The organism is Sulfuriferula sp. GW1, from assembly GCF_047300855.1.
Classification (GTDB): Bacteria; Pseudomonadota; Gammaproteobacteria; order Burkholderiales; family Sulfuriferulaceae; genus Sulfuriferula.
In genome coordinates, this window is record NZ_CP170197.1 from 2,232,169 (window position 1) to 2,258,792 (window position 26,624).

General features: G+C 56.8%; 23 protein-coding genes. 18 read left to right on the forward strand and 5 right to left on the reverse strand.

The features are described 5' to 3' along the window. The first annotated feature begins 74 nt into the window (after positions 1-74). From ACFDAU_RS10885 to ACFDAU_RS10895, 3 genes are all read left to right on the forward strand, one after another. Complete coding sequence (locus tag ACFDAU_RS10885) at positions 75-896, forward strand: Crp/Fnr family transcriptional regulator (protein ID WP_413436951.1); 822 nt, start codon at positions 75-77, stop codon at positions 894-896. Between the two features lie 182 nt (positions 897-1,078). Beyond that, positions 1,079-1,699 (forward strand): DUF2141 domain-containing protein, encoded by a 621-nt coding sequence (locus tag ACFDAU_RS10890; RefSeq protein WP_413436952.1) that lies wholly within the window; start codon positions 1,079-1,081, stop codon positions 1,697-1,699. A 174-nt stretch (positions 1,700-1,873) separates the two neighbouring features. After that, positions 1,874-2,038 carry a hypothetical protein gene (locus ACFDAU_RS10895; protein WP_413436953.1) on the forward strand — a complete coding sequence of 55 codons (165 nt, stop codon included), beginning with the start codon at positions 1,874-1,876 and terminating at the stop codon, positions 2,036-2,038. A 229-nt stretch (positions 2,039-2,267) separates the two neighbouring features. Here ACFDAU_RS10895 and ACFDAU_RS10900 read toward each other — a convergent pair whose 3' ends face one another. After that, the gene (locus ACFDAU_RS10900; protein WP_189836314.1) at positions 2,268-2,423 is read right to left on the reverse strand and encodes a hypothetical protein; all 156 of its coding nucleotides are present in this window, start codon (positions 2,421-2,423) and stop codon (positions 2,268-2,270) included. A gap of 243 nt (positions 2,424-2,666) precedes the next feature. On the opposite strand from ACFDAU_RS10900, the gene ACFDAU_RS10905 reads away from it, so the two are divergent. The 9 genes from ACFDAU_RS10905 (at position 2,667) to ACFDAU_RS10945 (ending at position 16,959) form a co-directional block, all read left to right on the forward strand. After that, on the forward strand, positions 2,667-2,951 hold the full coding sequence (locus ACFDAU_RS10905; RefSeq protein WP_124704313.1) for an HU family DNA-binding protein: 285 nt from the start codon (positions 2,667-2,669) through the stop codon (positions 2,949-2,951). Between the two features lie 73 nt (positions 2,952-3,024). After that, positions 3,025-3,351: a hypothetical protein gene (locus ACFDAU_RS10910; RefSeq protein ID WP_413436954.1), complete on the forward strand. Its 327-nt coding sequence runs from the start codon at positions 3,025-3,027 to the stop codon at positions 3,349-3,351. A 271-nt stretch (positions 3,352-3,622) separates the two neighbouring features. Further along, a complete protein-coding gene (locus ACFDAU_RS10915) occupies positions 3,623-7,873 on the forward strand; it encodes a PAS domain S-box protein (RefSeq protein WP_413436955.1) in 4,251 nt (1,416 codons plus the stop codon). Positions 7,874-8,275: 402 nt separating this feature from the next. Then, positions 8,276-9,715: a circularly permuted type 2 ATP-grasp protein gene (locus ACFDAU_RS10920; protein WP_413436956.1), complete on the forward strand. Its 1,440-nt coding sequence runs from the start codon at positions 8,276-8,278 to the stop codon at positions 9,713-9,715. A 3-nt stretch (positions 9,716-9,718) separates the two neighbouring features. After that, the gene (locus ACFDAU_RS10925; RefSeq protein WP_413436957.1) at positions 9,719-10,711 is read left to right on the forward strand and encodes an alpha-E domain-containing protein; all 993 of its coding nucleotides are present in this window, start codon (positions 9,719-9,721) and stop codon (positions 10,709-10,711) included. A 30-nt stretch (positions 10,712-10,741) separates the two neighbouring features. Beyond that, positions 10,742-11,512, forward strand: coding sequence for a peptidase (locus tag ACFDAU_RS10930; RefSeq protein ID WP_413436958.1), 771 nt, complete (start codon positions 10,742-10,744; stop codon positions 11,510-11,512). Between the two features lies 1 nt (position 11,513). Next, on the forward strand, positions 11,514-14,795 hold the full coding sequence (locus ACFDAU_RS10935) for a DUF2126 domain-containing protein (RefSeq protein ID WP_413436959.1): 3,282 nt from the start codon (positions 11,514-11,516) through the stop codon (positions 14,793-14,795). Positions 14,796-14,809: 14 nt separating this feature from the next. Next, entirely contained in the window at positions 14,810-16,030 is a 1,221-nt protein-coding gene (locus ACFDAU_RS10940; RefSeq protein ID WP_413436960.1) for a hypothetical protein, read from the forward strand. A gap of 50 nt (positions 16,031-16,080) precedes the next feature. After that, on the forward strand, positions 16,081-16,959 hold the full coding sequence (locus ACFDAU_RS10945; protein WP_413436961.1) for a transglutaminase-like domain-containing protein: 879 nt from the start codon (positions 16,081-16,083) through the stop codon (positions 16,957-16,959). A 90-nt stretch (positions 16,960-17,049) separates the two neighbouring features. Here the strand turns inward: ACFDAU_RS10945 and ACFDAU_RS10950 are convergent, their stop codons facing one another. Together ACFDAU_RS10950 and ACFDAU_RS10955 are read right to left on the reverse strand one after the other, a co-directional pair. Further along, positions 17,050-17,850, reverse strand: coding sequence for an anti-sigma factor family protein (locus ACFDAU_RS10950; protein ID WP_413436962.1), 801 nt, complete (start codon positions 17,848-17,850; stop codon positions 17,050-17,052). Continuing rightward, the gene (locus ACFDAU_RS10955; protein ID WP_413436963.1) at positions 17,847-18,368 is read right to left on the reverse strand and encodes a sigma-70 family RNA polymerase sigma factor; all 522 of its coding nucleotides are present in this window, start codon (positions 18,366-18,368) and stop codon (positions 17,847-17,849) included. The genes ACFDAU_RS10950 and ACFDAU_RS10955 overlap by 4 nt, the downstream gene beginning before the upstream one ends. Positions 18,369-18,583: 215 nt before the next feature. Here ACFDAU_RS10955 and ACFDAU_RS10960 point away from each other — a divergent pair, with 215 nt between their 5' ends. The 4 genes from ACFDAU_RS10960 (at position 18,584) to ACFDAU_RS10975 (ending at position 21,956) form a co-directional block, all read left to right on the forward strand. Further along, complete coding sequence (locus tag ACFDAU_RS10960; RefSeq protein WP_413436964.1) at positions 18,584-19,012, forward strand: nuclear transport factor 2 family protein; 429 nt, start codon at positions 18,584-18,586, stop codon at positions 19,010-19,012. Between the two features lie 138 nt (positions 19,013-19,150). Further along, complete coding sequence (locus ACFDAU_RS10965) at positions 19,151-19,585, forward strand: DUF305 domain-containing protein (protein ID WP_413436965.1); 435 nt, start codon at positions 19,151-19,153, stop codon at positions 19,583-19,585. An 18-nt stretch (positions 19,586-19,603) separates the two neighbouring features. Further along, the gene (locus ACFDAU_RS10970; protein WP_413436966.1) at positions 19,604-21,052 is read left to right on the forward strand and encodes a YncE family protein; all 1,449 of its coding nucleotides are present in this window, start codon (positions 19,604-19,606) and stop codon (positions 21,050-21,052) included. A 115-nt stretch (positions 21,053-21,167) separates the two neighbouring features. After that, complete coding sequence (locus tag ACFDAU_RS10975; protein WP_413436967.1) at positions 21,168-21,956, forward strand: extracellular solute-binding protein; 789 nt, start codon at positions 21,168-21,170, stop codon at positions 21,954-21,956. Between the two features lie 85 nt (positions 21,957-22,041). Here the strand turns inward: ACFDAU_RS10975 and ACFDAU_RS10980 are convergent, their stop codons facing one another. Further along, on the reverse strand, positions 22,042-24,720 hold the full coding sequence (locus ACFDAU_RS10980; protein WP_413436968.1) for a GNAT family N-acetyltransferase: 2,679 nt from the start codon (positions 24,718-24,720) through the stop codon (positions 22,042-22,044). Positions 24,721-24,812: 92 nt separating this feature from the next. On the opposite strand from ACFDAU_RS10980, the gene ACFDAU_RS10985 reads away from it, so the two are divergent. Beyond that, a complete protein-coding gene (locus tag ACFDAU_RS10985; protein ID WP_413436969.1) occupies positions 24,813-25,736 on the forward strand; it encodes a histone deacetylase family protein in 924 nt (307 codons plus the stop codon). Positions 25,737-25,824: 88 nt separating this feature from the next. Continuing rightward, complete coding sequence (locus ACFDAU_RS10990; protein WP_413436970.1) at positions 25,825-26,085, forward strand: hypothetical protein; 261 nt, start codon at positions 25,825-25,827, stop codon at positions 26,083-26,085. A 130-nt stretch (positions 26,086-26,215) separates the two neighbouring features. On the opposite strand, the gene ACFDAU_RS10995 is transcribed toward ACFDAU_RS10990, so the two are convergent. Next, the gene (locus ACFDAU_RS10995; protein ID WP_413436971.1) at positions 26,216-26,611 is read right to left on the reverse strand and encodes a YqaA family protein; all 396 of its coding nucleotides are present in this window, start codon (positions 26,609-26,611) and stop codon (positions 26,216-26,218) included. Positions 26,612-26,624: the final 13 nt, after the last annotated feature.

The following is a 26,624-nucleotide window of genomic DNA, read 5'->3' on the forward strand; positions in this document are numbered from 1 at the left end:
CCGCCTGCTGGATTTGTATTCTTTCAAGTTGATGCTATACAGATAATTTAGATGCGCTTATTGACAGGACGCATATGGATACCCTGCAAAGTCCCAATCAAAACCATCTTCTTGCCGGACTGCCTACGGCGGAATTCGAACACATCGCTCCGCATCTGGAGTTGGTCGCGATGCCGCTGGGCGAAACCCTTTATGAATCCGGCAGCCAGTTAAAGTACGTCTATTTTCCGACAACCGCCATCGTGTCTCTGCATTACATGACGGAAAGCGGTGCATCGTCCGAAATCGCGGGGGTGGGCAATGAGGGCGTACTCGGCATTTCGCTTTTCATGGGCGGGAATACCACTACTGGCCGGGCCATCGTGTCTACCGGCGGTTATGCCTACCGACTCAAGGCGCGGGTGCTGATGGAGGAATACAACCGTGTCGGGGGGCGCCGCGCCGGCGCCATGCAGCACATGCTGCTGCGCTATACCCAGGCGCTGATTACACAGGTATCCCAAACGGCAGTATGCAATCGCCACCACACTGTGGAGCAGCAATTGTGCCGGTGGCTGTTGCTGACCCTCGATCACATGCCTTCGAACGAGTTGACCATGACGCAGGAACTGATTGCCAGCATGATCGGCGTGCGGCGTGAAGGCATCACCGAGGCCGCCGGACATTTGCAGCAAGCGGGGCTCATTCGCTACCGCCGTGGGCACATCACCGTGCTTGACCGGCCGGGCTTGGAGTCGCGCGTATGTGAATGCTATGCAGTGGTCAAAAACGAATTCGATCGCTTGCTTCCCAGGGTGCAGAACCACCAGGCGATATACTCAGCCGTCCATCCTAATCCTTCGTCGCGGCTGCGCGCTGTGAAAGCCAGGAAAAATGGAGTGCATCCGATTTTATAGTGGGTAGTGGGTAGCCGGTCACCATTCTCGATCAACATCACCCGTGTAGATGTGTCTACGCCGAAGCCCACTTCGACTTGTGTTGATGAAAGCTCCTGTTGGAGCGTCAATCTCGGCATGGGGTAGTTATTCGAGAATCATGCGAAGTCTCGCGCCGTTATTTCGTATTTCGGGGGAGTGTCATGTTTGAGCGCACCTCGGCAAACAGAATCCTGGCCCGCAGTGCCTCAAAGCTGAGGCTGCGATCCGCTCAGCCCATGCAGGCTGGATCTTTGAAGAAGACCATGAACGAGTCGATCATTCGGAAGACTGCAGTGGGCTTGACGGCCTGGGGTCCGTGGATGCGAGTTCCCATGTGTGCTCGATGCGTAGCATGGCTTGCGGTGCTGGTGTTAGCGAATCTTCCCGTCCTCACCTTTGCCCAATCATCATGTCCCGGCATTCACGTGAAGATTCTGAACATCAGAAACAGCACTGGAACCATAGCTTGTGCACTTTTCGAATCTTCAGCCGGCTTCCCTACTGAGTATCTGCACTCTGCTACCAATATCATGGTAATAAAAATCAGGGATACGCAGGCGCGTTGCGACTTTGAAGACATCCCGCCGGGAACGTATGCGATGGCCGTCATTCATGATGAGAACATGAATGGCAAGCTCGATATGAACTGGCTCGGAATCCCGACCGAAGGCTACGGGTTTTCAAACGACGCCAAGGGCGTGGTGGGAGCACCTTCATTCTCTGCCGCCAGATTCCCATACGACGGGCAAAACATGGATATGACGATCAGCTTGCATTACTGAGGACACCTCATTTCCTGAGCCTGTCATTCCCTTTGCGCGGCGCATGACTATTTCCGACACTGTTCTGTCGGATGTGTCCGTCGCTTCTCGAAGCAGCCATTCAGGCGACATCATTTCGAATTGTTCAAACTCTGTCAAAGATAGACCTTGGCATATAGATGGGGCAGCTACCCAATGATAGCCATCTCAGTCGCCATGCTCTCCACCCCGCCTACCATCATGGTCATCGTGACCTCGCTGATGACCACCATCATCCCGATGATCCCGGCCTCTCCGATAGCCATCATCATGGCCTCCGTAAGGCACAACATAGCAACCACTCAGACCAATCACCATTAGGCTCAGGATCAGCAATAGTTTTTTCATGATCTATCCTTTTATTAAAACAGTTGATCCGCCACTGCTTGAAGTCTGCGAACCTGGAAGCATCTACTGCGGTGAATGCGTTGCGCCCATCCGTCCCGAACGGATGTTCAACCGCCTGGCGCCGCACGAGCGATCAGTGTGACTGTGTCATGGCTGACAAAAAAGGATATTGGCCACCTTTTTTTCGGTGGTTACGTCCTCATTAACGGGCGCCTTTGTGATCTTTTTGACCGTCATTTTTATGCCGGCCAGCTACCTCGCGTTCTTCCGCCTTCTGTTTTTGCTTGTTCACTTCTTCTAAAGGAGAAGGATGAGTCTGCCCCGGTTTCTGATGCTGATCTTTGGTTTGCTTAGTCATGACAGCCTCCTGGTAAGTGGTTTGTCAGTCGCGTCGCATCCGGCGTCGACCAGAATTTAAAGTACGCCTGCCTCACCTCAAACACTGTACGGTAGCCAACATAGGATGTCATCGTGGTGGGGCAGCGCAAACTGAGGCGCCCCTGTGGCATGCAGCCGGCGTGCAGCTAACCCTTGCAAGTAAACCAAATTTCAACAACAATCCATGCCGGTACTTTCACCACAACCACCGGGAGCTATCAAAATGAACCGTAAAGAACTGATTGACGCTTTGGCTGGCAAGACTGGCAGCACCAAGGCTGACGCTGACCGTAACATTGCTGCGCTGATCGAAATCGTCACTGCCACGCTGAAGAAAGGCGACAATGTTGCCTTGGTCGGCTTTGGTACATTTGAAGTTCGCAAGCGTGCAGCGCGTACCGGCCGCAATCCTGCTACCGGCGCCGAGCTCAAGATCAAGGCATCGAAAGCGCCTGCCTTCAAGGCGGGTGCCACGCTGAAAGCAGCGGTGAACGGCAGCAAGAAGTAATCATCATAAAGACCGGCGATCACCCGCCGGTCTTGTAACAGAGCCTGTGAAACAAGTCCTCTGACCCCCAACCATGGGGCGCCGTAACCACTATCACGTCTATGTGATCGAACTGTCGAAGGACGTTCTTTACGAAGGCCGCTTCAAAAAATCCAACCCCGGTTATGTCACGGGCAAACCCTGCGTTTATGTCGGCATGACCGGATTGGACCCCGACGTGCGCTTCGACAAACATAAGGCAGGTATCCAGTCCAATCGATACGTCAAACAATTCGGCTTGCGCCTATTGCCGGAGCTCTACGAAGTTTACAACCCGATGCCCTATGAGGGCGCTCGCGACATGGAAGTGGAGTTGGCGATCGGCCTGCGCGAGGCTGGCTATGGGGTTTGGCAGGCGTAAGTCAGCGAACCCACTGCCGCATTGGTTATCGACGCACTGTTATTGATTGGCACCCTTCAATTCGCAAGCGCAACGGCAAGATTGCAGCACACTTCATTCCCGCCCGTATCTTATCCACAACGGGGCGCCCCTGCTTGCGTCCTCGACTTGGCGAATAGCATCTTCAAGCTTGTTGGGTAGCGTGAATTGATAGCCAAAATTTGGCAATCAAATCAAACCCGTATTTGCTATAGTAATTCAGGGTCTCACGATAATCTCAACGGAATCGAACATGGGAAAAAATATTCCGCCTGATAAAAATGCTGATTTCCGCATGATATTCGATGCGATTTCCGATGCGATTTTTATAATTGATTCATCTGGCCAGATACTCAATGCGAACCTGACTGCGACCTTACGGTATGGCTACAGTGCAGATGAGTTGATGCAGATGAATGTTTCTGACCTTGCTGCCCCGCATCTGGGGGCTGAAATCTTGCCCCGGCTGCATAAAGCCCTGGATTCTCCCGAACAGTTCGAGTGGATACACCGGTGCAAAAACGGTAACGAACTGCAGGTGGAAATCTATTCCTCCCCCATCATTTATCTGGGTAAACGAGCCATTCTTTCCAGTGTGCGCGATATCAGCCAGCGCAAAAAACTTGAGTCCAGGCTTCAAGATAAAACGCACATGCTGGAACGGATTCTGGAGACTGAACCGGGCACGGTCTATATTTTCGATCTGCCAGAACAGCAAAACGTTTATGTCAACCGGCACTGGCTTACCGCCTTCGGCTATACGCATGAAGAGGCGCAGGCAATGGGCAGCGAAGTGCTTCAGCTTTTCCACCCTGACGACTTGCCCACTATCTCCGCAAACCATGCCGCATGGAAAGACGCCTCGAATGAAGAAATCCGCTCTATCGAATACCGCATCCGGGATAAACAGGGTGTTTGGCACTGGCTGAATAGCCGTGAAACGCCGTTTACCCGTGATGCACAGGGTCAGGTAAGCCAGATTCTCGGAATTGCACATGACATCACCCGGCGCAAACACATGGAAACCCTGCTTGACGGGCAGAAGCATATCCTGGAGATGATCGCCACCGGAATTCCTTTGCCTGATACGCTGACAGCACTGGTGCGGCTGATCGAGGCACAATCACCGGGAATGCTGGGTTCCATACTGCTGCTCGACGAAGATGGTATTCACGTTCGGCACGGCGCCGCGCCGAGCCTGCCGGCGGAATTTGTGGCGGCGGTGGATGGGCAACCGATCGGACCATGCGCCGGATCGTGCGGCACAGCCGCCTACCGTAAGGAGGCCGTGTTTGTAGAAGAAATTGCCACCGATCCGCTCTGGGCAGTTTACAAAGCGGCGGCGCTGCCCCACGCGTTGCACGCCTGCTGGTCCACGCCGATTTTCGACAAGCAGCAACGCGTGCTCGGCACCTTCGCGATGTATTACCGCCAGCCTGGACTGCCGCAAGCCGAGCAACTGCGGCTCATCGATACCGCCACGCATACCGCTGCCATCGCCATCATCCACCATCGAACAGAAACTGCGTTGAAGGCGGGTAAAGAACGGCTGCGTAAACTGATCGACGGAATAGGCTCGGAAACCTTCCTGGGCTTGTTGACAACAGACGGGACATTGATCGAAGCCAACCGATTAGCGCTGGCAGCAGGCGGGTTGGAACCTGCCGATGTGCTGGGAAAGCCGTTTGAACACACCTACTGGTGGTCTTACTCCGAACCGGTTCAGCAACAACTGCGCGCCGCCATCGAACGCGCCGCTTTGGGTGAAAGTTCGCGCTATGACGTGCAGGTACGCGCGGCTGAAAACCAGTTCATCATCATTGATTTCTCCCTGAATCCGCTGCGTGACGAGACCGGTAAGGTCGAGTTTCTCGTCCCGTCGGCCAATGTCATTACCGAACGCAAGCGGGCGGAGATTGCGCTACAGGAAAGCGAGGCTCGTTACCGTTTGCTGTTCGAGTATGCGCCAAGCGGTATCGTCATCGCCAATCCTGAGAGTTACTATCTCGACGCCAATGAAAGTATGTGCCGGATGCTCGGCTATACACGCGACGAATTGATTGGTTTGCGCGCCTCGGATATCGTTTTTCAGGCCGAGATTCAACATATCGAACCCGCGTTGCAGGCGATCAAAACCGAAAACCATTACCTGCGCGAGTGGCGGCTTCGCCGTAAGGATGGCTCCACCTTTGCGGCGGAGGTGACTGCCACCACAATGCCCGATGGCAACCTGCTGGGGATCATACGGGACATCACCGAACGCAAGCTTGCCGAGGCTCAAGTGCTGCGATTAACCCAGCTGTATGCCGCACTGAGTCAATGCAACCAGGCCATCGTGCGCTGTGCCAGCGAGGCAGAGTTGTTGCCACAAGTCTGCCGTGACGCGGTCGTTTTCGGTGGCATGAAAATGGCGTGGATCGGGATGCTGGATGAGGCAAGCAAACTGATCAAACCAGTGGCTTCATTCGGTGTCGGCATTGAATTTCTGGAAGGGATCGAAGTCTCGGTGGATGCGAACAAACCAAGCGGACAAGGTCCCACCGGAACTGCCATGCGCGGAAACCAACCCTACTGGTGTCAGGACTTTCACCAGGATCCCGCTACCGCCGTTTGGCGTGAGGGAGGCATGAAATTTGGCTGGAATGCCATGGCTTCGCTGCCTTTGCATCGACATGGCGTCACTGTGGGCGCATTCATTCTGTATTCCGATACAGTCAATGCATTCGATAAGGCGGCTCAGGATCTTTTGGTTGAAATGGCGATGGATATCGGCTTCGCGCTGAATCGCTTCGACAACGAGACTGAACGCAAGCGGGAGCAGGATCAGTTGCGCAAGCTGTCGCAGACAGTCGAACAAAGTCCCAACGTCATCCTTATCACTGACCTCGATGCAAGGATTGAGTATGTCAACACGGCCTTTGTCAAAACGACTGGGTACAGCCCCGACGAGGTCATCGGAAAAAACCCGCGTCTGTTGAAATCCGGCAAGACGCCGCGCACCACCTACGACAGCATGTGGGATTGTCTGAATCGCGGGGAAAGCTGGCAAGGAGAGCTCTTCAATAAGCGCAAGGACGGCATCGAATACATCGAGTCTGTATACATTTCGCCTATGCGTGAAGACTCAGGACAGATCACACACTACCTGGGCATCAAGGAAGATATCACCGAACGAAAATACGCCGAGGAACGTATTCAGTATCTGGCCAATTTCGATGTGCTCACCGGCCTGCCCAACCGCATCCAGTTGGCCGAACATCTCAAATATGCGTTGAGTCTGGCGAAGCGCAGTAACGGATATCTGGCGCTGATGTTCATTGATCTTGACCGTTTCAAGGATATCAATGACACGCTTGGTCACAGTATTGGCGATGCTTTTTTGATCGAAGCCGCCAGACGTTTGCAATCGGTTCTGCGTGAAGAAGATACGGCATCCCGCATGGGTGGTGACGAATTTATTCTGATGTTGCCGGGTTGTGACGCGGTAGGCGCATCGCAAGTGGCGCAGAAGTTACTGGATGTCATCGCCGAGCCCTACCTGATAAATCTATATGACCTGGTCGTAACCGCGTCGATCGGCATCGCCCTTTATCCGTATGATGGTGTGGATCTGGAAACACTGTCCAAAAGCGCCGACACCGCCATGTATCGCGCCAAACAGGATGGCCGTAATGGATATTGTTTCTTTACCGCAGAAATGCAGGCGCGCACGACCCGCAATCTGCAATTGATCAATGCATTGCGCCACGCATTGGAACGAGACCAACTCCAGATTTATTACCAACCGCAAGTGTCCATGCGAGATCCGCATATCACCGGCGCAGAAGCTTTGCTACGCTGGCAGCATCCGGAATTTGGCATGATCTCACCGGAGGAATTCATTCCCGCTGCTGAAGATAGTGGATTGATTTTACCCATAGGAGAATGGGTGCTGCGTACCGCTGTACAACAGCTAAAACAGTGGATAGACAACGGCCACGAGCCCATGATCATTTCAGTCAATCTGTCGGCAGTGCAGTTCCGTCACCCAAGCTTGCCCGATCTGGTGACAAACATTCTCAATGAAGCACAATTACCTGCGCAATATCTGGAGCTGGAACTGACGGAAGGCGTAGCGATGCAGGACCCGCCGGGAGCGATCGCGATGATGAACAAGTTGCATGAACGCGGCATCCGCATGTCGATAGATGATTTCGGCACAGGCTATTCGTCACTAAGCTACCTGAAAAAATTCAAGGTATACAAACTCAAGATCGACCAGTCTTTTGTACGCGACATCAGTACCGACCTTGAAGACAAAGCCATTGTTGCGGCGATTATCAGCATGGCAAAAAGCCTCGGCCTGCAAACCATTGCTGAAGGCGTCGAGACAGCCGAGCAACTCGAGTTCCTGAGCGCACAGGGCTGCGATGAGGTACAGGGCTATTTTTACAGCAAGCCATTGTCGGCAACACAGTTTGAAGCATTCGCTGAAAATGCAAAGTTGGCATTGATCAAATTATGAGTTTCACCGATCGTCGATTGGCCGATAAAAAATATCCAATGCCAAACAATCTTCTCTCTGCTGGTTAATACTCCCATAGCACCAATTTCTCCGATCGGCCTCCCTCCGTTCCGGCTTCTCCACGCAGGAAATCTCCTGTGAGCAATAACCGTCCCATCTACGCAGCACCGATGCTCGTTCAATAACGCAGTTTAGACAGCGCACCGGGCCTGTGCTTGTCCCGCCGTCACTGCACCTGAAGAGAGCGCCCTATCCTGTTCATCACATAAATAACTTACAAAAACATTAAAAAACAATAAATTAAAACAATTCTCACGCTGGCATATTACTTGCGTTACCAAGAGAGAACAATGTGATTTATAGAAATGCCGTGAGCATTCACGGCCTGAGCAGAGTAAGACTATGCATGAATCTACAACCATATTGTCTAAACCGCCCGCATTCAACGAAATGCTCTCCCCGGAAGGCGAAGTGCGCGATCAATACAGGGATGTAACTGGCCAGCTATTTTCCATGCCCCTGGAAGCACTATCTCTGAAACAACGCGAAGCCGAGGTACTGTTTCGTCGACTGGGAATTACCTTTGCCGTTTATGGGCAGGACGCAGGCGCTGAACGCCTGATTCCATTCGACGTTATTCCACGCATATTCAGTGCCAGCGAATGGGGTCTCCTGGCGCGCGGCCTGAAGCAGCGAGTGCGAGCGATTAACGCTTTTTTACACGATATTTATCACGGCCAGGAAATCATCAAGGCCGGTTTGATTCCCGCCCATCAGATACTGAAAAACAGCCAGTATCAGCCGGAAATGCAAGGTATCGATTTGCCTAATCATATCTATGCACACATTGCCGGCATTGATCTGGTGCGTGTGGCAGAAAAGGACTTCTATGTACTGGAAGACAATCTGCGCACACCCTCTGGCGTGTCATACATGCTGGAAAACCGAAATACCATGATGCGGCTGTTTCCCGATCTGTTTGCCAGCCATACCGTCGCCCCGGTCGACCACTATCCGCAAATGCTGCTCGACACCCTGATCGAGGCGGCCCCCCCCAATGTGGATCAACCAGTAATTGTTGTGATGACACCTGGAGCCAACAACAGTGCCTATTTCGAACACGCTTTCCTCGCCAGTCAAATGGGGGTGGAACTGGTGGAGGGCAAGGATTTGTTTGTCCATGCAGACAAGGTCTACATGCATACCACCGAGGGTCCGCAGCAAATACACGTCATTTATCGACGTGTGGATGATGATTTTCTCGATCCGCTGGTTTTCCGCCCCGATTCGATGCTGGGCGTTCCCGGTCTGATGGGCGCATACCGCGGTGGAGGGGTAGTACTGGCCAACGGTGTCGGCACCGGCGTGGCCGATGACAAGTCAACTTACCCTTATGTGCCGGCCATGATCGAATTTTATCTGGGAGAAAAACCCATTCTTTCCAACGTACCCACCTGGCGTCTGAGCGAGCCGGAAGATCTCAAATACGTACTCGCCCACTTGCCAGAGCTCGTAGTGAAAGAAGTACAAGGCTCGGGAGGCTACGGCATGCTGGTCGGTCCGACCAGCACTCCCGATGAAATTGTTGCGTACCGCGAACGGATTCTGACCAGCCCTGCCAGCTTTATCGCCCAACCAACTTTGGCGCTATCCACCTGCCCTACCCTGGTAGAGGCCGGTATCGCCCCACGTCACGTGGATTTGCGCCCATTCGTACTGTCCGGCAAGGAAATCCGCCTGGTGCCGGGAGGACTCACCCGCGTGGCATTGACCGAGGGATCACTGGTCGTCAACTCATCCCAGGGCGGCGGCACCAAGGACACCTGGATATTGGAGGATTAAATCATGTTGTCACGAACCGCAGATCACCTGTTCTGGATGGCGCGCTACATCGAGCGTGCCGAAAATACCGCTCGCGTACTGGATGTCACGCATAGCACCTCGTTGCTCCCGGACGATTCCGCTGGCGCAGAAGCCAACTTGTGGTATGCCCCCCTCAACATTTCTGGCTGTGCCGCCGACTATACTGCCAAATATGGCGGATTGGCGGAATCGGTTTCGGTAACACGCTTTATCGCACTGGATCCGGACAACCCGGCCAGCATCTATACCAGCCTAATGCTGGCCCGGGAAAACGCACGCGCTGTTCGCGGTGCAATCACCGGAGAAATGTGGGAAATCATTAACGCCACCTGGCTGGAACTCAACCGCATGTCACCTACCCTCAGTGGCAATCGTCTGACACCATTTTTCGACTGGGTGAAAGAACGCTCGCACCTGTTTCGCGGGGTGACTCTGGGGACCATTCTCAAAGACGATGCGCTCAACTTCATCCGCCTCGGCACCTTTCTGGAGCGGGCTGACAACACCGCGCGCATTCTCGACGTCAAGTACCACATTCTGCTGCCCAGCGTACAGGATGTCGGCGGCGCAGCAGATTATTACCAGTGGGGTGCGCTGTTGCGTTCGGTCAGTGCACTTGAGGCATATCGTAAAATATACCGCGATGTGATTTCACCGCAACGCGTTGCCGAGCTATTGGTACTGCGCGCCGACATGCCGCGTTCGCTGCACGCCTGTCTGAACGAGGTGGATTCCACTCTGGAAATCATCAACGGCTCGACCGGACGCGAAGCTCGCCGTTGCGCGGGCGAACTACATGCTTCCCTGCATTTCAATCTCATTGAAAATATCTTCGCCGAAGGATTGCATGAGTATCTGACCGACTTTCTCGGGCGGATCGATGTCCTCGCGAAGGAAATTCGCAGCGCATATCTGGCGCGCCGCGACGAATCAGTTGTGCCGTTTCCCATGCGCCAGATGGCTCAAGTACAGTAAAAGGCACTCCATGACAGCACTGCTTACCTCATGACTTATTGCGTCGCGCTCAAGCTCAACGCCGGATTGGTATTTGCTTCGGATTCCCGGACCAACGCGGGGGTGGATCAAATCGCCTGCTTCAAAAAGATGCGCAGTTTCGTCAATAATGGCGACCGCGTCATCGTCATCCTCAGCTCGGGTAATTTGTCCATCACCCAGAACGCGATCAATTTGTTCGAGCAACGCGGACGGCGCAATGAATTACGCAATCTGTGGAATGTCGAATCCATGACTGACGTAGCCATGTTGCTTGGAGACTGCCTGCGCGAGGTACGTGACCGCGACGGCCCATTTTTACTCGAAGGAAATGTCAGGGTAGGTACTAATTTTATCGTGGGTGGTCAAGTAAGCGGTGAGCCGCCACGCTTGTTCCTGATGTACGACGAGGGCAATTTTATCGAGGCTACCGACGAAACCCCTTACTTCCAGATCGGCGAAACCAAATACGGCAAACCCATTATCGATCGCGTCATTCATGCCGAAACGCCCCTGATGGATGCCATCAAGTGCGTACTGGTATCGTTTGACTCGACCATGCGCAGCAATATCTCGGTAGGACTGCCGATAGATCTGGCGTGCTATGCGCGCGATAGCTTTAATCTGGATCGCGTACATCACATCACCGATAACGACAGCTATTTTTCCCAGATCAGCCAGCGCTGGAGCGAAGGCCTGCGCGGCGTATTCGCTTCGCTCCCCGACCCCGATTGGGAAATTGCGCCGGACACCCGCGACAGCTTCTCCATACCGCCTACCTGATATGACCATACGCGTTGCTCTGCATCATCACAGCCGTTACCGCTTCGATCGTTCGGTCATGGTATTCCCCCATGAAATACGGCTCAAGCCTGCGGCCCATAACCGTACTCCCATTTCGGCATATTCGCTTAAGGTGCAGCCAGCCAAACACTTTATTCACTGGCAGCAGGACGCCTACGGTAATTTCGTGGCCCGCCTCACCTTTCCTGAGCCAACACGCGAACTCGAAGTGACGGTGGACCTGGTGGCGGACATGACGGTAATCAATCCATTCGATTTTTTTGTCGAGCCATGGGCAGAACATTACCCGTTTCAGTATCCGGCAGAACTTCAGTCCGAGCTCACACCGTTTCTGCAGGCTGATGCTGCGGGAACTGCACTCAATGAATGGCTCGCGGATTTCCATCGCACTTTACCTGCCGAGATAGGCATCACCAATTTTCTCGTACACACAAATCAACACATACAACGCAGCGTGGCCTATCTCATCCGCATGGAGCCGGGCGTGCAAAGCTGCGAGGAAACGCTCACCAAAGGCTCCGGCTCGTGCCGCGACAGCGCCTGGCTGCTGGTACAGGTATTACGTAACCAGGGCATTGCCGCACGCTTTGTATCGGGTTATCTGATTCAGCTTGCCGCCGATGAAAAACCTCTCAACGGCCCCGCCGGCCCTAGTGCCGATTTCACCGATCTGCACGCCTGGTGCGAAGCTTATATCCCCGGCGCCGGCTGGATAGGGCTGGATGCAACCTCGGGCCTGCTCGCCGGAGAAGGTCATATTCCACTGGCCGCCACTGCGCAGCCCGCCTCCGCTGCGCCTATCAATGGCCTCACCGGCATCTGCGAATCGAAGCTCGACGTGACCATGACTGTCACCCGTATTCACGAAGATCCGCGTGTGACCAAACCCTACACCGACGCACAGTGGCAGGCGACTAACGCGCTCGGGCTGCAGATTGACGCCGAATTGAAAAAAGGCGATGTGCGCCTCACCCAGGGGGGCGAGCCAACCTTTGTCTCAATCGACAACATGGACGGCGAGGAATGGAACATCGCCGCGCTGGGCGAAGAAAAATGGACGCTTGCCAATACCCTGATCCGACGTCTGCAAACACGGTTTGCTCCCGGCAGCGTGCTGCACTTCGGCCAAGGCAAATGGTATCCGGGCGAACCGCTGCCACGCTGGGCTCTGACGGTCTATTGGCGCGCGGATGGCACCCCACTCTGGCACAACCCGGCACTTGTTGCCGAGGCCAGCAAAACCATCAGCCTCGATGCACTCAAAAACTTCGCCACCCACCTTGCCCAGCGGCTTGGACTCAACCCAGGCTATATTATCCCGGCGTATGAAGACCCGTGGCAGGCGCTGGATATGGAAAGCCGCTTGCCTGCCAACCTCGACCCACACGTGGCTGACCTCACCCAACCCGATGCGCGTACCCGTCTTGCTAAGCAGCTACGCGCCGGACTGGCAGAGGTTGTCGGCTATGTGCTGCCGCTTAAAGCCGGTACCGCCGTAGCACCGCAATGGCGTTCCAGCCGCTGGCCGTTACGTCAGGATCGACTGTATCTGGTGGCAGGCGATTCCGCGCTGGGTTATCGGCTGCCGCTGGACAGCCTGCCGTGGCTGGCGCCAGAAGATTTTGAAGTCGAGTTGGCTCCCGACCCGTTTTCCGAGCACGTCCCGCTGCCGGAATCTCCACCTGCTCCCAGGACAACCGCCGCCTCTGTCATCGACGAATCCCCGAATGCGCGCGAAGTCATCCACACGGCGCTGGCGCTGCAAGTACGCGACGGTCTGTTGCACGTTTTCATGCCGCCCACCACCACGATTGAATCCTGGCTAGCCTTGGTCGCTGCGCTGGAACACTGCGCTGAAGCACTTAACCAGCCCATTCGCCTGGAAGGTTACGCGCCTCCGCGCGACCCGCGTTTGTTGTCGCTGTCAGTCACACCCGATCCGGGCGTCATCGAGGTCAACATCCACCCCGCTGCCGATTGGCCGACGCTGATGGAACGTACCCAGACACTGTATGAGGATGCACGCCAGACCCGGCTGGGCAGCGAAAAATTCATGCTTGATGGTCGCCACACCGGTACCGGCGGCGGCAACCACGTCACGCTGGGAGGGGCTACAGCGGCAGACAGCCCATTTCTGCGCCGGCCGGACCTGCTGAAAAGCCTGATTACTTACTGGCAGCAACATCCGGCCATGTCCTACCTGTTTTCCGGACAGTTCATCGGCCCCACCAGCCAGGCGCCGCGGGTGGACGAAGCGCGCGATGACAACCTGTACGAACTGGAAATCGCGTTCCAGCAAATGGACGCCAGGCTCACTCCCGGTAAAGAAAGCCACCAGCCCTGGCTGGTGGACCGGCTATTGCGCAATTTATTGATTGACCTGACCGGCAACACGCACCGCGCGGAATTCTGCATCGACAAGCTGTACGCGCCGGATTCTGTTACCGGACGGCTCGGGCTGGTGGAATTGCGCGCGTTCGAGATGCCGCCCCATTACCGTATGAGTCTGGTGCAATCGCTATTGCTGCGGGCGCTTGTAGCCCGGTTCTGGAAAACACCTTATCAAGGCAAGCTGGTGTACTGGGATACTGCGCTGCACGACCGCTTCATGCTGCCGTATTTTATCGAGCAGGACATACGCGACATCAGCCGCGACCTGCGCGCAGCAGGTTATGCATTCGACGACGCCTGGTTTGCGCCGTTCATCGAGTTCCGCTTTCCACGCTACGGCAGCGTGGCCTATGAGGGTATACAGCTGGAGCTGCGCCAGGCCATCGAGCCGTGGCATGTGCTGGGCGAAGAAATGGCCGCGGGCGGGATGGCACGCTATGTGGACTCATCGGCAGAACGGATGCAGGTCAAGGTGCGCGGCATGACCGACAGCCGCCATCAGGTAGCGTGCAATGGCCGTCCGCTACCGCTGCATCCGACTGGCGTGCCCGGTGAATTCGTTGCTGCAGTACGCTTCAAGGCATGGGCACCGCCGTCTGCATTACACCCCGCCATTGGTGTTCATGCGCCCCTGGTATTCGATGTGGTGGACAGCTGGAATGACCGTGCCATCGGGGGTTGCACCTATCACGTCAGCCACCCCGGCGGGCGCAACTACGACACTTTTCCGGTCAATGCCAATGAGGCTGAGGCGCGCCGCCGAGCGCGGTTCTGGGATCACGGCCACAGCACAGGGGCAATGGTAATCAAACCCGAAGCACTTAATCCGCGTTTCCCCATGACCCTGGATTTGCGCTGGCAACCCAGGTAAGCACAGGAACAGACATGCTCCATTCAACCGACCGCCCGCGCTTTGGCGACAAGCAAAACTCCGCGTTCTTTGAGACATACCTGCCGCGCCTGCTGGAGGCGCGCGACCGCAGCGGCCTGACCGAAATGATCGGTGGCATCGAGGCAGTGATGATTACTGTGGAGCCGGGCAATGCGCTTGAATACATCGCCGAACTGGCGCTGATGACGCCGTATCATTATCTGGTCACGCTGGACAGCCCAAAACATCTCACACACGTACTGCGCATCGATATGAATGCGCCCGACATCCTGTTGCGCGAGGTAAAAGATCCGGGCTACAGCGATATTTTCCGCAGCCTGAATGACTTGTACCCGGTGGGCGCACGGCGTCCGCACAGCCGTTATCTGGGCGAAATCCTGCTCACGTCCAACCGTCACGAAGTCGTTGCACAGCAACAGGAGCGCGAGTTTCGCTTCTTTCCCATCGGCCAGCTCGCCGAACTGGATTTACCGCTTAATGTGAGCCTGTCCAAGCCCTCACCCTATACCCAGAACATGGTGGGCTATATGGAGCGAGCTGCGGACGGTATCCGCGTCTATCAGCATGGTGAATGCGTCATCCTTGACAGTGCGCAAGCGGCCTACGAACGCGGCAAGGAGATGCAGGAACGGATCGGCATCAAAGACCTCATTCTGCCTATCGACCATCTTGCCACCCGCGTGTACAGTCAGAACCGCGAGGCCGCTTTGCTTGAATACCTGGCGCTGTCGAGCTACTACTACTGGGGCAGCTACGATATCGGGGATCAGAACTCCTCCACCAACGTCACCAAAAACGTGCGCGGCGTACCCGAATCCGCAAGCCCGGCCAAGGTGTTCACCGCCAACAATCACCCCTACTGCGTCAACCACCTGGATAAACTGCCCAGCCCCACCGAAACCTTCGTGCGCAACTATGGCCCGCGCTTGCACCACATGGCGCTTGCGGTAAAAGATGGCCAGCATGACGGCAAGGAATCTATTGATATTGTCGTGGAAGCGATCACTGCCCAGGGCAAAGGCTTTCTGCTCGACACCGTCGGCTCACGTGAGGAGGGTCTCAAGCAAATCTTCTCTTCCGCGTCGGATTTTTCCGCGCTGATTATCGAATACGTACAACGTTTCGGCGACTTTCAAGGCTTCTTCGCACGTGACAATGTCGCGCTATTAACGTTTGCGGCGGGGCTGGAAGAAGGCGTGCGGGAGGCGAGTTGATACAGGAGATACATCCTCCCATCCATTGTCCATAATAATGCGGGGTCGACATGATCAGATTAAAATTCGACATAGAACTTGGCTACGAAATCGTCGGATCTGCAAGCGATTTCATCTTTAACATTCATGCCGCGCAAACAGCCCATCAATCAGTCGTCAACGAGCAGCTTTATCTCAGCCAGCAGGTAACTCCGGTGATCTATACCGATCTGACCTTTGGCACGCGTTACATGCGACTGCAAGCCGCCCCTGGCCCGTTGACCGTACGCTACGAGGCGACAGTTGATATCTCCCATTATTTCGAGTCGCCTGAAAACCTTGCGGAAGTCCCGATTTCGCAACTGCCGTCGGAGGTGCTGCAGTATATTTACCCGAGTCGCTACTGCCAGTCCGACCGGTTGGGGAAGCTGGCAACCTGGGAATTCGCGCATTTTCAACCCGGCTATCCGCGGGTACAGGCGATACAGGATTGGGTGCGCCGGCGCACGTCATTTTTGTCAGGAAGCTCGAACAGCAACACCTCGGCAACCGATACCCTCATCGAGCAGGCGGGGATATGCCGTGACTTCGCCCATTTGATGATAGCGTTGTGCCGGGCGATGAATATCCCTGCACGCTTCGTCACGGGAATCGATTATGGCGCCGACCCAATATTAGGGCCGACCGATTTTCATGCCTTCGTCGAAGTTTTTCTCAGTAACCGCTGGTATTCCTTTGATCCCAGCGGCATTTCACCGCCGATGGGTCTGGTCAGACTCGGTACCGGGCGGGACGCTGCCGATGCTTCATTCGCTACGGTGTTCGGCTCGGTCAAATCAATTGCGCCAGTGATCAACATTGCGGCGATAGACGACCCCGCCAATGGCTATACACTGCCACGGCATTGCACGGACGTCTTGTCCAGCACAGAGCCTATCCATACACAATGATTCCCAACGGATGAAATACCTGACAAGGCGTTTTGGACAGCCTTAACAAACTCGATCAGAACCGGGAGCAGTATTCTGTGGCGGCCATGCTCAACCACCCAGTTGTTGATACACCGAGTTAGCCACTTTCAATAAAGTGGTGCGCGGCAAATCCCCTGACAGCGCATAGCCCCAGTCCAGATCAACCCAATAAAACGTGGCGATGCCGTCCTGCTCGGCAAAACGGAACGCGGTTTCCGGCGTGGGTTGCGCCATGTTGCGCAGATATAAGGTAATACGCTGACCCGTCGGGTTTTCATACATGAATTGCGCCGCCGGCTTATTGATTTCGCTGGGTAGCAGGCGCCCCCCTACCAGCTTGAATCCGGTGCTGGCCAGATCGGGTACCTTGAGCTGGCGTCCCAGCCGCTTGGACAACCAGGTCACCAGTTGTTGTTCCTGGGCCGAATAGATTTCAACTGGGCGGCGCACATCCGGCACAAAGGCAATATGGGCCACCGCAGCCTGATGCACAAAGCGCGGCAAATCCATCTGACTTCCGTTTAAAGCCATATTCGTTGAGCCACCTGAAACGTGGCCCAGGTATTGCCAGGTACCGGCACTGCCTAGCGCCAGGCCGATCAATGCCGATGTGGCAATGCTCGCTCCCCTGGTCCACGCAGAACCGGTCTGGGGCCGGGCGAGGAGTCGTACCGGTATGGGCTCGGTCAAAACCGGGTCGTAATGGGCATGCAACGCCTGACGCTGCGCGCGCATCCCGGCGACACGTTCAGCGACAAGCGGATCGGATGCGATGAGCGCCTCGACTTGCGGGCACCGCTGAGCATCCAGCTGCCCATCGACATAAGCCATCAGATCATCCAGCGTAACAGGCTGTACATGTGCCTTCATTTCACTACCTTTAATCCAACTTTGTGCTCAAAAGATATTGTGCCATCCATGAATTCCATTAGCCGTTGCCGCGCACGCGCCAGACGCGACATCACTGTGCCAATCGGGATATCGAGCGCCTTGGCGGTCTGGGCATAGCTGAAATCTTCGAGTGCCACCAGCAACAATACTTCGCGCAATTCAGGGGAGAGCCGGGTCACGGCAGCCGCAATGTCCAGCCCTTCCAGCCGCTCCGACTGGGTGGCGCGCGTGGCGATCTCCGGCATATCGTCGAGCGTGACATGCGATGTGCGGTTTTTAAGCTGCGTCACCTGGCTCACGAACAGGTTATGCATGATGGAAAACAGCCAGGGACGCAGATCCGAGCCGATTCGCCACAAGTGCCACTTGGCATAGGCGCGTTCCAGCGTGTCCTGTACCAGGTCATCGGCGTCGTCCGGACGGCCTCCGGTCAGCGCACGGGCGTAGCGGCGCAGGCTGGGGATATGGTCAATGATCGGATGTTTGAATAACGGCATAGGCTCTAACGCTACTTCAAAAAATAGTTCGCAACAGCAGCTGATTTATTCTACATATACGGCCGGTTAAGGCAGTTTATTCCATCCATGGACGGAAATTTTCCTGTTTCCGGAATTTCAAAACAATATTGGAACAGGCGAATAAAACGCGGCGTGCGACTGTATACGTCAGGGTAGCACTCATGTCGACCCACCCAACAGGAGGAACACCCGTCATGCTGAAAAAAATCCTGTCCGCAACCGCTGTCAGTCTCGCCATTGCCTCGTCCGCACTGGCCGCGCCCGCAGACGACGCCAAGGCCCACTTCAACGCCATAGCCACCGGCGATGTGTCTGCCATCATGCAGCAATACGGGGCGCAGCCCGTGCTGGAATGGGTCGGCGGCCCGCTGGACGGCACCTATGTCGGTGCCGACAAGGTACGCGAAGCCTGGGGAAAATTCACCAAAGGCAACCCGAACCTCAAAGTCAGCGCCGACAAGGTGGAAGAGTCCGCGAATCCGAAAGGCGCTACCGTCACTGCCAATGTCGTGTTCCAGGGGCAGAGCGCGATCAAGGTGCGCTATGTGCTGACCTACCGCGACGGCAAGATCGTTGACGAAATCTGGCAAATCGATCCGAAACTGGCTGCCGCCGCGTATTGAACCAGCTGGCAGAAGGACTTCCCTCTAGCCATGTAAAGGCGAGCAAGCCCTGCCACCCCAGGCACGGGCAGGCACAGGCCTTGCAATGGCGGAAGCGTCAGCCCAGTGAATTTTTTGATTTTAATGGAGCGTGATGATATGCAATCGTTGAAAAACCATCACTGCCTGCATCGCCTGCCAGCCGGGCTGTTATGGATTTTCCTGTGGAGCGCAGGCCACGCCGTGTCTGCACAGGAAGTACATCAGCACCATGGCATGGCCACCCAGGCACCCCCACCCTTTGTTGCCAGCTCTGCCAAATCCTTCCCGACCCTGATGAACGACTCAATGAGCGTAATGGATTACGGAATGGCCCATGCCCCCATGAATGGCGATCCCGACCACGACTTTTCCAGCATGATGATTCCCCACCACCAGGGCGCCATCGACATGGCAAAGGCCGAGCTCCTGTATGGCAAGAATCCGGTACTGCGCAGACTGGCCCAGGAGATCATCGTGACTCAGGGATCCGAAATCATGGTGATGCAGCGGGAGTTAAAAAAACATTCCGCTCCTCATTCCATCAACCCTTGATGACAAAGGACTATTCCGATGAAATTGACTCAAATCTACATGGCACTACTGATGCTGGTAGCGCCACTCGGCAACCCGGTTTTGGCCGGCCAGGCACCCGGTGCTGCGCAGGCGCCGGATATCCCAGTCAGCTCGCGCGACCGGGTGTATTTAAGTGACCAGACGTCGAATACCGTTTCCGTCGTCGACCCGGCCAGTGAAAAACTGCTGGGCGTCATTCGCCTGGGTGACCCGACCCCCGGCAATCTGAGTCCACTTTACAAGGGACAGCTACTGGTGCATGGGATGGGATTTTCTCCCGACCGTCGTACACTCCTGGTGGTTTCAATCGGTTCCAACTCGGTTGCTTTCATTGATACCGCAACCAACCGCGTCAAGCACATCAGTTATGTGGGACGCTCACCCCACGAGGCAATGTTCACGCCGGACGGCAAGGAAGTGTGGGTCGCCGTCCGTGGAGAGGATTATATCCAGGTACTCGACGGCAGGACTTACCAGCCGATCCACCGCATCCAGGTGCCCAATGGCCCCGGCATGACAATTTTTTCACCCGATGGAAAATACGGCTACGTGGTGTCGAGCTTCACCCCGGAAATGGTGGTCATCAATACCAAAACCCACAAGATTATCGGCCGTGTGACGCAGGCCTCGCCTTTCAGTCCGGACGTTGCCGCAACGCCTGACGGCAGGCAGGTATGGTTCACGCTCAAAGACATCGGCAAAACCCAGGTGGTCAATGCCAAACCGCCCTTCAATACAATCGCCTTACTGGATACCGGGCCGATAACCAACCACGTCAATTTCGCGCGCAACGCGCAAGGCCAGTTTGCCTATGTCACCATCGGCGGACTCAATGAGGTCAAAGTATTTACCACCTCGGATCACCCTGAACTGGTGGCCACGATTCCGACCGGCGAACTGCCGCATGGGCTCTGGCCTTCGGGTGACGGCACGCGGATTTACGTCGGCCTGGAAAACAGGAATGGCGTGGCGGCAATCGATACCGCAAGCAACAAGGTGGTTTCGACTATCAGCACCGGGCAGGCCCCGCAAGGCATGGTCTACATACCGAATGCGGTTCCCGACGGCCCCGGCACCGAAAACCTGTCGCCCATAGGTACATCGGGAGATGCCATACATTTGACCCTGGCTTCATCCGGGGCCACCAAGGCCGAGACAACCGTGACCCTCAACAATCAGGGTCTGGTCGATGCGCTTGAAGCCGCCGTCACCGGTCTGGAGCCCAAAAAGCCCTATCTGTTGGCGCTTTCCGATAACGCAGACGGTTCGGGCCATCTTGAACCCGTAGCGAAATTCATGACCAATCCCGCCGGCGCGCAGATTGTCGCTGCAATCGGGCCATTGCGTAAAACGGTAGAGGATCAAGGCACCAGGCCGCGCCGTTACCTGGTGATTGCACCCGTTAGCGACGACAAGCCCGGCACCCCGGTACAGGTGCAACGCTGAACACTTGCGGCGCCTTGTGGACAAACAGACAAGCACACGCTGTACGGTCCCGGACCAGCAGGGCGTGCTTTCTTTTTGAACACGGCAATATCTTTCAATTTTTTGGAGCCTCACTATGTTTCTAAACAAATCCATGCTCTTCAACAGTTTTCATGCACTCGTTTTTTCCGCTGCAGTCGCGCTATCCCAGTCGGCTCTGGCACAGGAAACGCTATACGTTTACGGTCCAGGCGGCCCCGCCCCGGCCATGAAGGAGGCCGCCGCTGCTTTTGAAAAAACCTCGGGCGTCAAAGTCGAAGTCAGCGCCGGCCCCACGCCTCAATGGCTGGACAAGGCGAAGAGCGACGCCGATCTGATTTTCAGCGGCTCGGAGACGATGATGACCGATTTTGTCTACGCCCTGGACGGCCAGCTTTCCCATCAGCAAGTCACGCCTTTGTACCTGCGTCCGTTGTCCATCCTGGTGCGGCCCGGCAACCCCAAACACATCAAGGGCGTGAAAGACATTCTCAAGCCTGGCGTGAAAGTACTGGTGGTAAACGGCGCGGGCCAGAACGGTGTCTGGGAAGACATGGCCGGGCGCAAGGGCGATATCAACACCGTCCGCGCGCTGCGCCGCAATATCGTCGCCTATTCCAAAAACAGCGCCGAAGCCAGGCAGGCCTGGATAGACAACAAGGACATCGACGTCTGGCTGATCTGGAATATCTGGCAGGTTTCCAACCCGAAATTGGCCGACATCGTGCCGGTTGAGCGCGACTACGCCATCTATCGCGATACCGGTATCGCCATCACCAAGCGCGCTGAAAACAAACCGTCAGCCAGGGCTTTTGCCAGCTTCCTGGAATCCCCTGCAGGCGCAAAAATATTCGCCAAATGGGGTTGGGAAACCGGCCGCAAGTAAACCATCCCGGCAACTGCGAGGTGCCGGCCTTGCAAATAGGCCGGGCCGGGATCAAGCTTCTTCAATAAGGATTTTACAGGCGTGACTAAAGGTATTTCACCACCTGTTTCACCTGCGCATCGTCCGGGTTCTGGCTGACCTGAAAACCGAGCGAGCGCATCATCTCCAGCATTTTCTCATTGCTGTACAGCACCTCGCCTTCCACGCGTTTCAAACCTTTCTGCCGGGCCACGTCGAACAGGCTGTGCAGCAATTTGCGGCCGATTCCCCGGTGCTGCCAGGCGTCGGCCACGACCAGCGCAAATTCGCAGGATTCGCCGTCCGGATTGGTGATGTAGCGAGCTATGGCCAGTTCCACTTCGCGGCCGTTTTCCACGCTGGAGACGAGTAGCGCCATCTCGCGGTCGTAGTCGATCTGGGTGAAACGTGCCAGCGCGCTGGGAGAGAGTTCCTGCAGGGTGTCCATGAAGCGGAAATATTTGGTTTCATGGGACAGGCCGCGTACGAATGCCTGCTCCATTTCCGCGTCTTCCGGTCGAATCGGGCGGATAGTGAGATTGGTGCCGTCCGGCAGTTGCCAGTGGCTGACCAGCTGCGTCGGGTAGGGGCAGATCGCCATGTGGGCGTAAGGGTCCGCCAGCGGCGGCCGTGGCCCGATCACGATGCGCGCATCGGCAGCCAGCGCACCGTGCTCGTCCAGGATCAGCGGATTGATGTCCATCTCCTCCAGCCAGGGCAGCTCGCACACCATCTCCGACACCCGCAACAGCACGCTCTCCAGCGTTTCCATATTGACTGGCGGCAGGTGCCGGAACGCGCCGAGCAGGCGTGCGACGCGGGTGGAAGCGATCATGTTGCGGGCCAGGTAAGCATTGAGGGGCGGCAGCTGCACCGCGCGGTCGGCGAGCACTTCCACTGCGGTGCCGCCGGCGCCGAAAGTGATCACCGGGCCGAATACCGGATCGCGGATCACTCCCACCAGCAACTCGCGGCCGTTGGGTTTGATCACCATGGGCTCGATCAGCACGCCCTCGATGCGCGCACCCGGCCGGGCTGCTTCCACCGTGGCGATCAGCTCATGGTAGGCCGAGCGCAAGGCGCTGGCGTTGTTCAGATTGAGCCGCACACCCCCGGCATCGGTCTTGTGGGTGATATCGGGGGAAAGGATTTTCATCGCGATGGGAAAGCCCAGTTGCTCGGCGATCTGCAGGGCCTCGTTGGGCGAGCGCGCCAGCATCGCCTGCGCCACCGAAATGTGGAAAGCCGCCAGCAGCGCCTTGGACTCCATCTCGCTCAATACGCGGCGGCGCTCGGACAAGGCATTCTCGATCAGCAAGCGCGCACCTTCCACATCCGGCTCAAGGTGGTGGGAAAGCGGTCCGGAGGTTTGCAACAGCAGCTTCTGGTTCACGTAATGGGCAGAGATGCAGGCGAACACATCCACCCCCGGCTCCGGCGTGCGGAAATTGGGAATACCCGCCGCGGTCAAGGCCCGCCGTCCTTCGGCGATCTGCGTTTCGCCCATCCAGCAGGCCAGCACCGGCTTGCTGGTGGACGCTGCTGCCTCGATCACGGCCTCGGCCACTTGCAGAGGATGCGTCATGGCCTGCGGGGTGAGAATCACGAATACGCCGTCCACGCCGGGGTCTTCCAGACAGGCGCGCATCGCCGCGCGATAGCGCCCGGCATCGGCGTCGCCGATCACATCCACCGGATTGCCGTGCGACCAGGTGGCGGGTAGCACCGCATCCAGCCGGGTCATGGTTTCCGGCGCCAGCTCGGCCAGCCGGACGCCGCGCTCCGCCACCCGGTCCGCTGCCATCACGCCCGGCCCGCCGCCGTTGGTGACGATGGCCAGGCGGTTTCCCTGGCTGCGCAGGTGTCCGGCCAGCGCCTTGGCCGCGGCGAACAGCTGCACGATGGTATCCACCCGCACTACACCGGCGCGAGCCAGCGCGGCATCGAACACGTCGTCGGCGCCGACCAGCGCCCCGCTGTGGGACTGCGCGGCGCGCGAGCCGCTCTGGTGACGCCCGGATTTCACCACGATCACCGGCTTGACGCGCGCGGCCGCGCGCAAACCGCTCATGAAACCGCGCGCGTTACGGATACCCTCGATGTAGAGCAGCACGCTGTCGGTGAGGGGATCGGCCACCAGATAGTCGAGGATCTCGCCGAAATCCAGATCGGCGGAAATGCCCACGGAGACCACGGTGGAAAAGCCCACGCCATTGGGTTTGGCCCAGTCGAGGATGGCAGTACAAATCGCCCCGGACTGCGAGACCAGCGCCAGATTGCCCGGGTTGGCACCGCCGCGGCTGAAGGTCACGTCGAGTCCGATACTGGGGCGCATGATGCCCAGGCAATTCGGCCCGATCAGCCGCAGCCCGTGGCGCTGTGCATTTTGCTGCATGGCCGCTTCAAGCGCCTTGCCTTGCGCGCTGCCCTCGCTGAAGCCGGCGGACATCACCACCGCCGCGCGCACGCCACGACGTCCGGCGATTTCCACCAGATCCGGCACGCTGGCGGCAGGCGTGGCGATCACCACCAGGTCGACCTGCTCCGGGATATCGGCGAGGCTGGCATAGCAGGGCTGCCCCTGAACTTCCGTGTATTTCGGGTTGACGGCGTAGATTTTGCCGCGGAAACCGGCTTGCAGCATGTTCTGGAACACGATGCCGCCGATCGACTCCAGCTTGGTGCTGGCACCGATCACGGCGACCGAACGCGGACTGAACAGGGGGGTGAGGTAATGACTCGCCATAACTTGACCCGATCGTTACAAAGTATTTGCAATGTAGCATCCATTGGTTACAACATGATCATTCTTGCTGCCAACCGAACGAGACCAAGCCTGTGTTCACCGCCATCATCTCCCATCCCGCTTGCGCCAGACACGACATGGGACCGCACCACCCGGAGTGCCCGGAGCGGCTCACTGCTATCCAGGATCAGCTCATCGCCGCCCGGCTGCATGATTTTCTGCGCTATTACGATGCGCCGCGCGCCACCCGGGAACAGTTGTTGCGGGTGCACACGGCGGCGCATCTGGACCGGATAGAGGCCAGTGCGCCTGGCGCCGGGCTGACCAGGCTTGACCCCGACACCGCGATGAACCCCTATACACTGGAAGCGGCCCTGCGTGCGGCGGGCGCGGCAGTCATGGCTACCGATATGGTGATGCGGGGCGAGGTGGACAACGCCTTTTGCAAGGTACGCCCGCCCGGCCACCACGCCACCCGCGACCAGGCCATGGGCTTCTGCATTTTCAACAACGTTGCTGTCGGCGTCGCCCATGCCCTCGCGCAGCACGGCTTGCAGCGTGTGGCCATCGTCGACTTCGATGTGCACCACGGCAACGGTACCGAGGAAATTTTCCACGATGATCCGCGCGTCATGTTGTGCTCCACTTTCCAGCATCCGTTCTACCCGCACAGCGGCGCGGGTTCCGGCAACGAACACATCATCAACGTGCCGCTGCCGGCAGGCACGGATGGCGCCGGATTCCGCGCGGCCTTCATGGCACGGTGCCTGCCTGCGCTGGAACAATTTGCGCCGGAAATGGTGTTCATTTCCGCCGGCTTTGACGCCCACCGCGAGGACGACATGGCGATGCTGAATCTCACCGAGGCAGACTACACATGGGTGACGCAACAGGTGAAAACCATTGCGCAGCAATACGCCCATGGCCGCATCGTTTCCACCCTTGAGGGCGGTTATGCCCTGCCCGCGCTGGGTCGCAGTGCCGCCGCCCATATCCGGGTACTGGCAGAACTATGAGTCCGGCATCAATTCAAACCCATCCTCCCGGAATCCGGGCTATATTGTAGAAACCTGATACCCCTATCGCAATCAGAAAGGAGACGGCATGGATACGCGCGAGGAAATACAAAAAATGCTGGATGGTCTTGCCCAGCAACGTGATGAACTGATTGTCCAGGCCCATCTGGCCAAGCTGGAAGCCATGGAAGAATGGGAAAGCATGGAAGGCAAACTGACGCAGCTGCGCGCCAAGGCCAGCCTGGTGGGCGACTCCGCAGAAGACACCGCCAGGAACGTCAGGACGGCTGCCAAGCAGTTAGCGGATGAAATTGCCCGGGGTTACGACAGGATACGCAAACTGTTTTGAAGGCTGCTTGATCCTGGAAAAAGCCGTTAACCACGCAGAGTGCGGGGGAGAATAGAAGGCAAAAGGCAAAAATCAAGCCTAGGGAAGGGGCTAAATTTTGCCTTTTGCCTTTTGCCTTTTGCCTTCCGGATCAACCGGCGGCGTAAGCAATCACCCAATAGCGTGCGAATTTGCCCATCGCCATATACAGAGCGGCCTGCCACGGATTGAGACGCAGCCAGCCGGCAGCCAGGCATAAGGCATCGCCGATCAAGGGCACCCAGGCAAGCAGCAATGCCGGCGTGCCGTAACGGCGCACCTTCTCCACATGTTTGAGTCGTTTGGTTTGCGGCACCAGCCAGCCCATGCCGAAGCTCACCATACCGCCCAGCGTGTTGCCCAGGGTGGCGATGCCAAGAGCCGTCCACATCGTTGACGGATAGGCTTTAAGCAGCGCGAACAGCACCGCCTCCGAGCCCCCCGGCAATAGCGTGGCCGCGAGAAAGCTGCTGACAAATAATGAAATCAGGCTGGCGGTTTCAGTCATTCCGAAACATTCA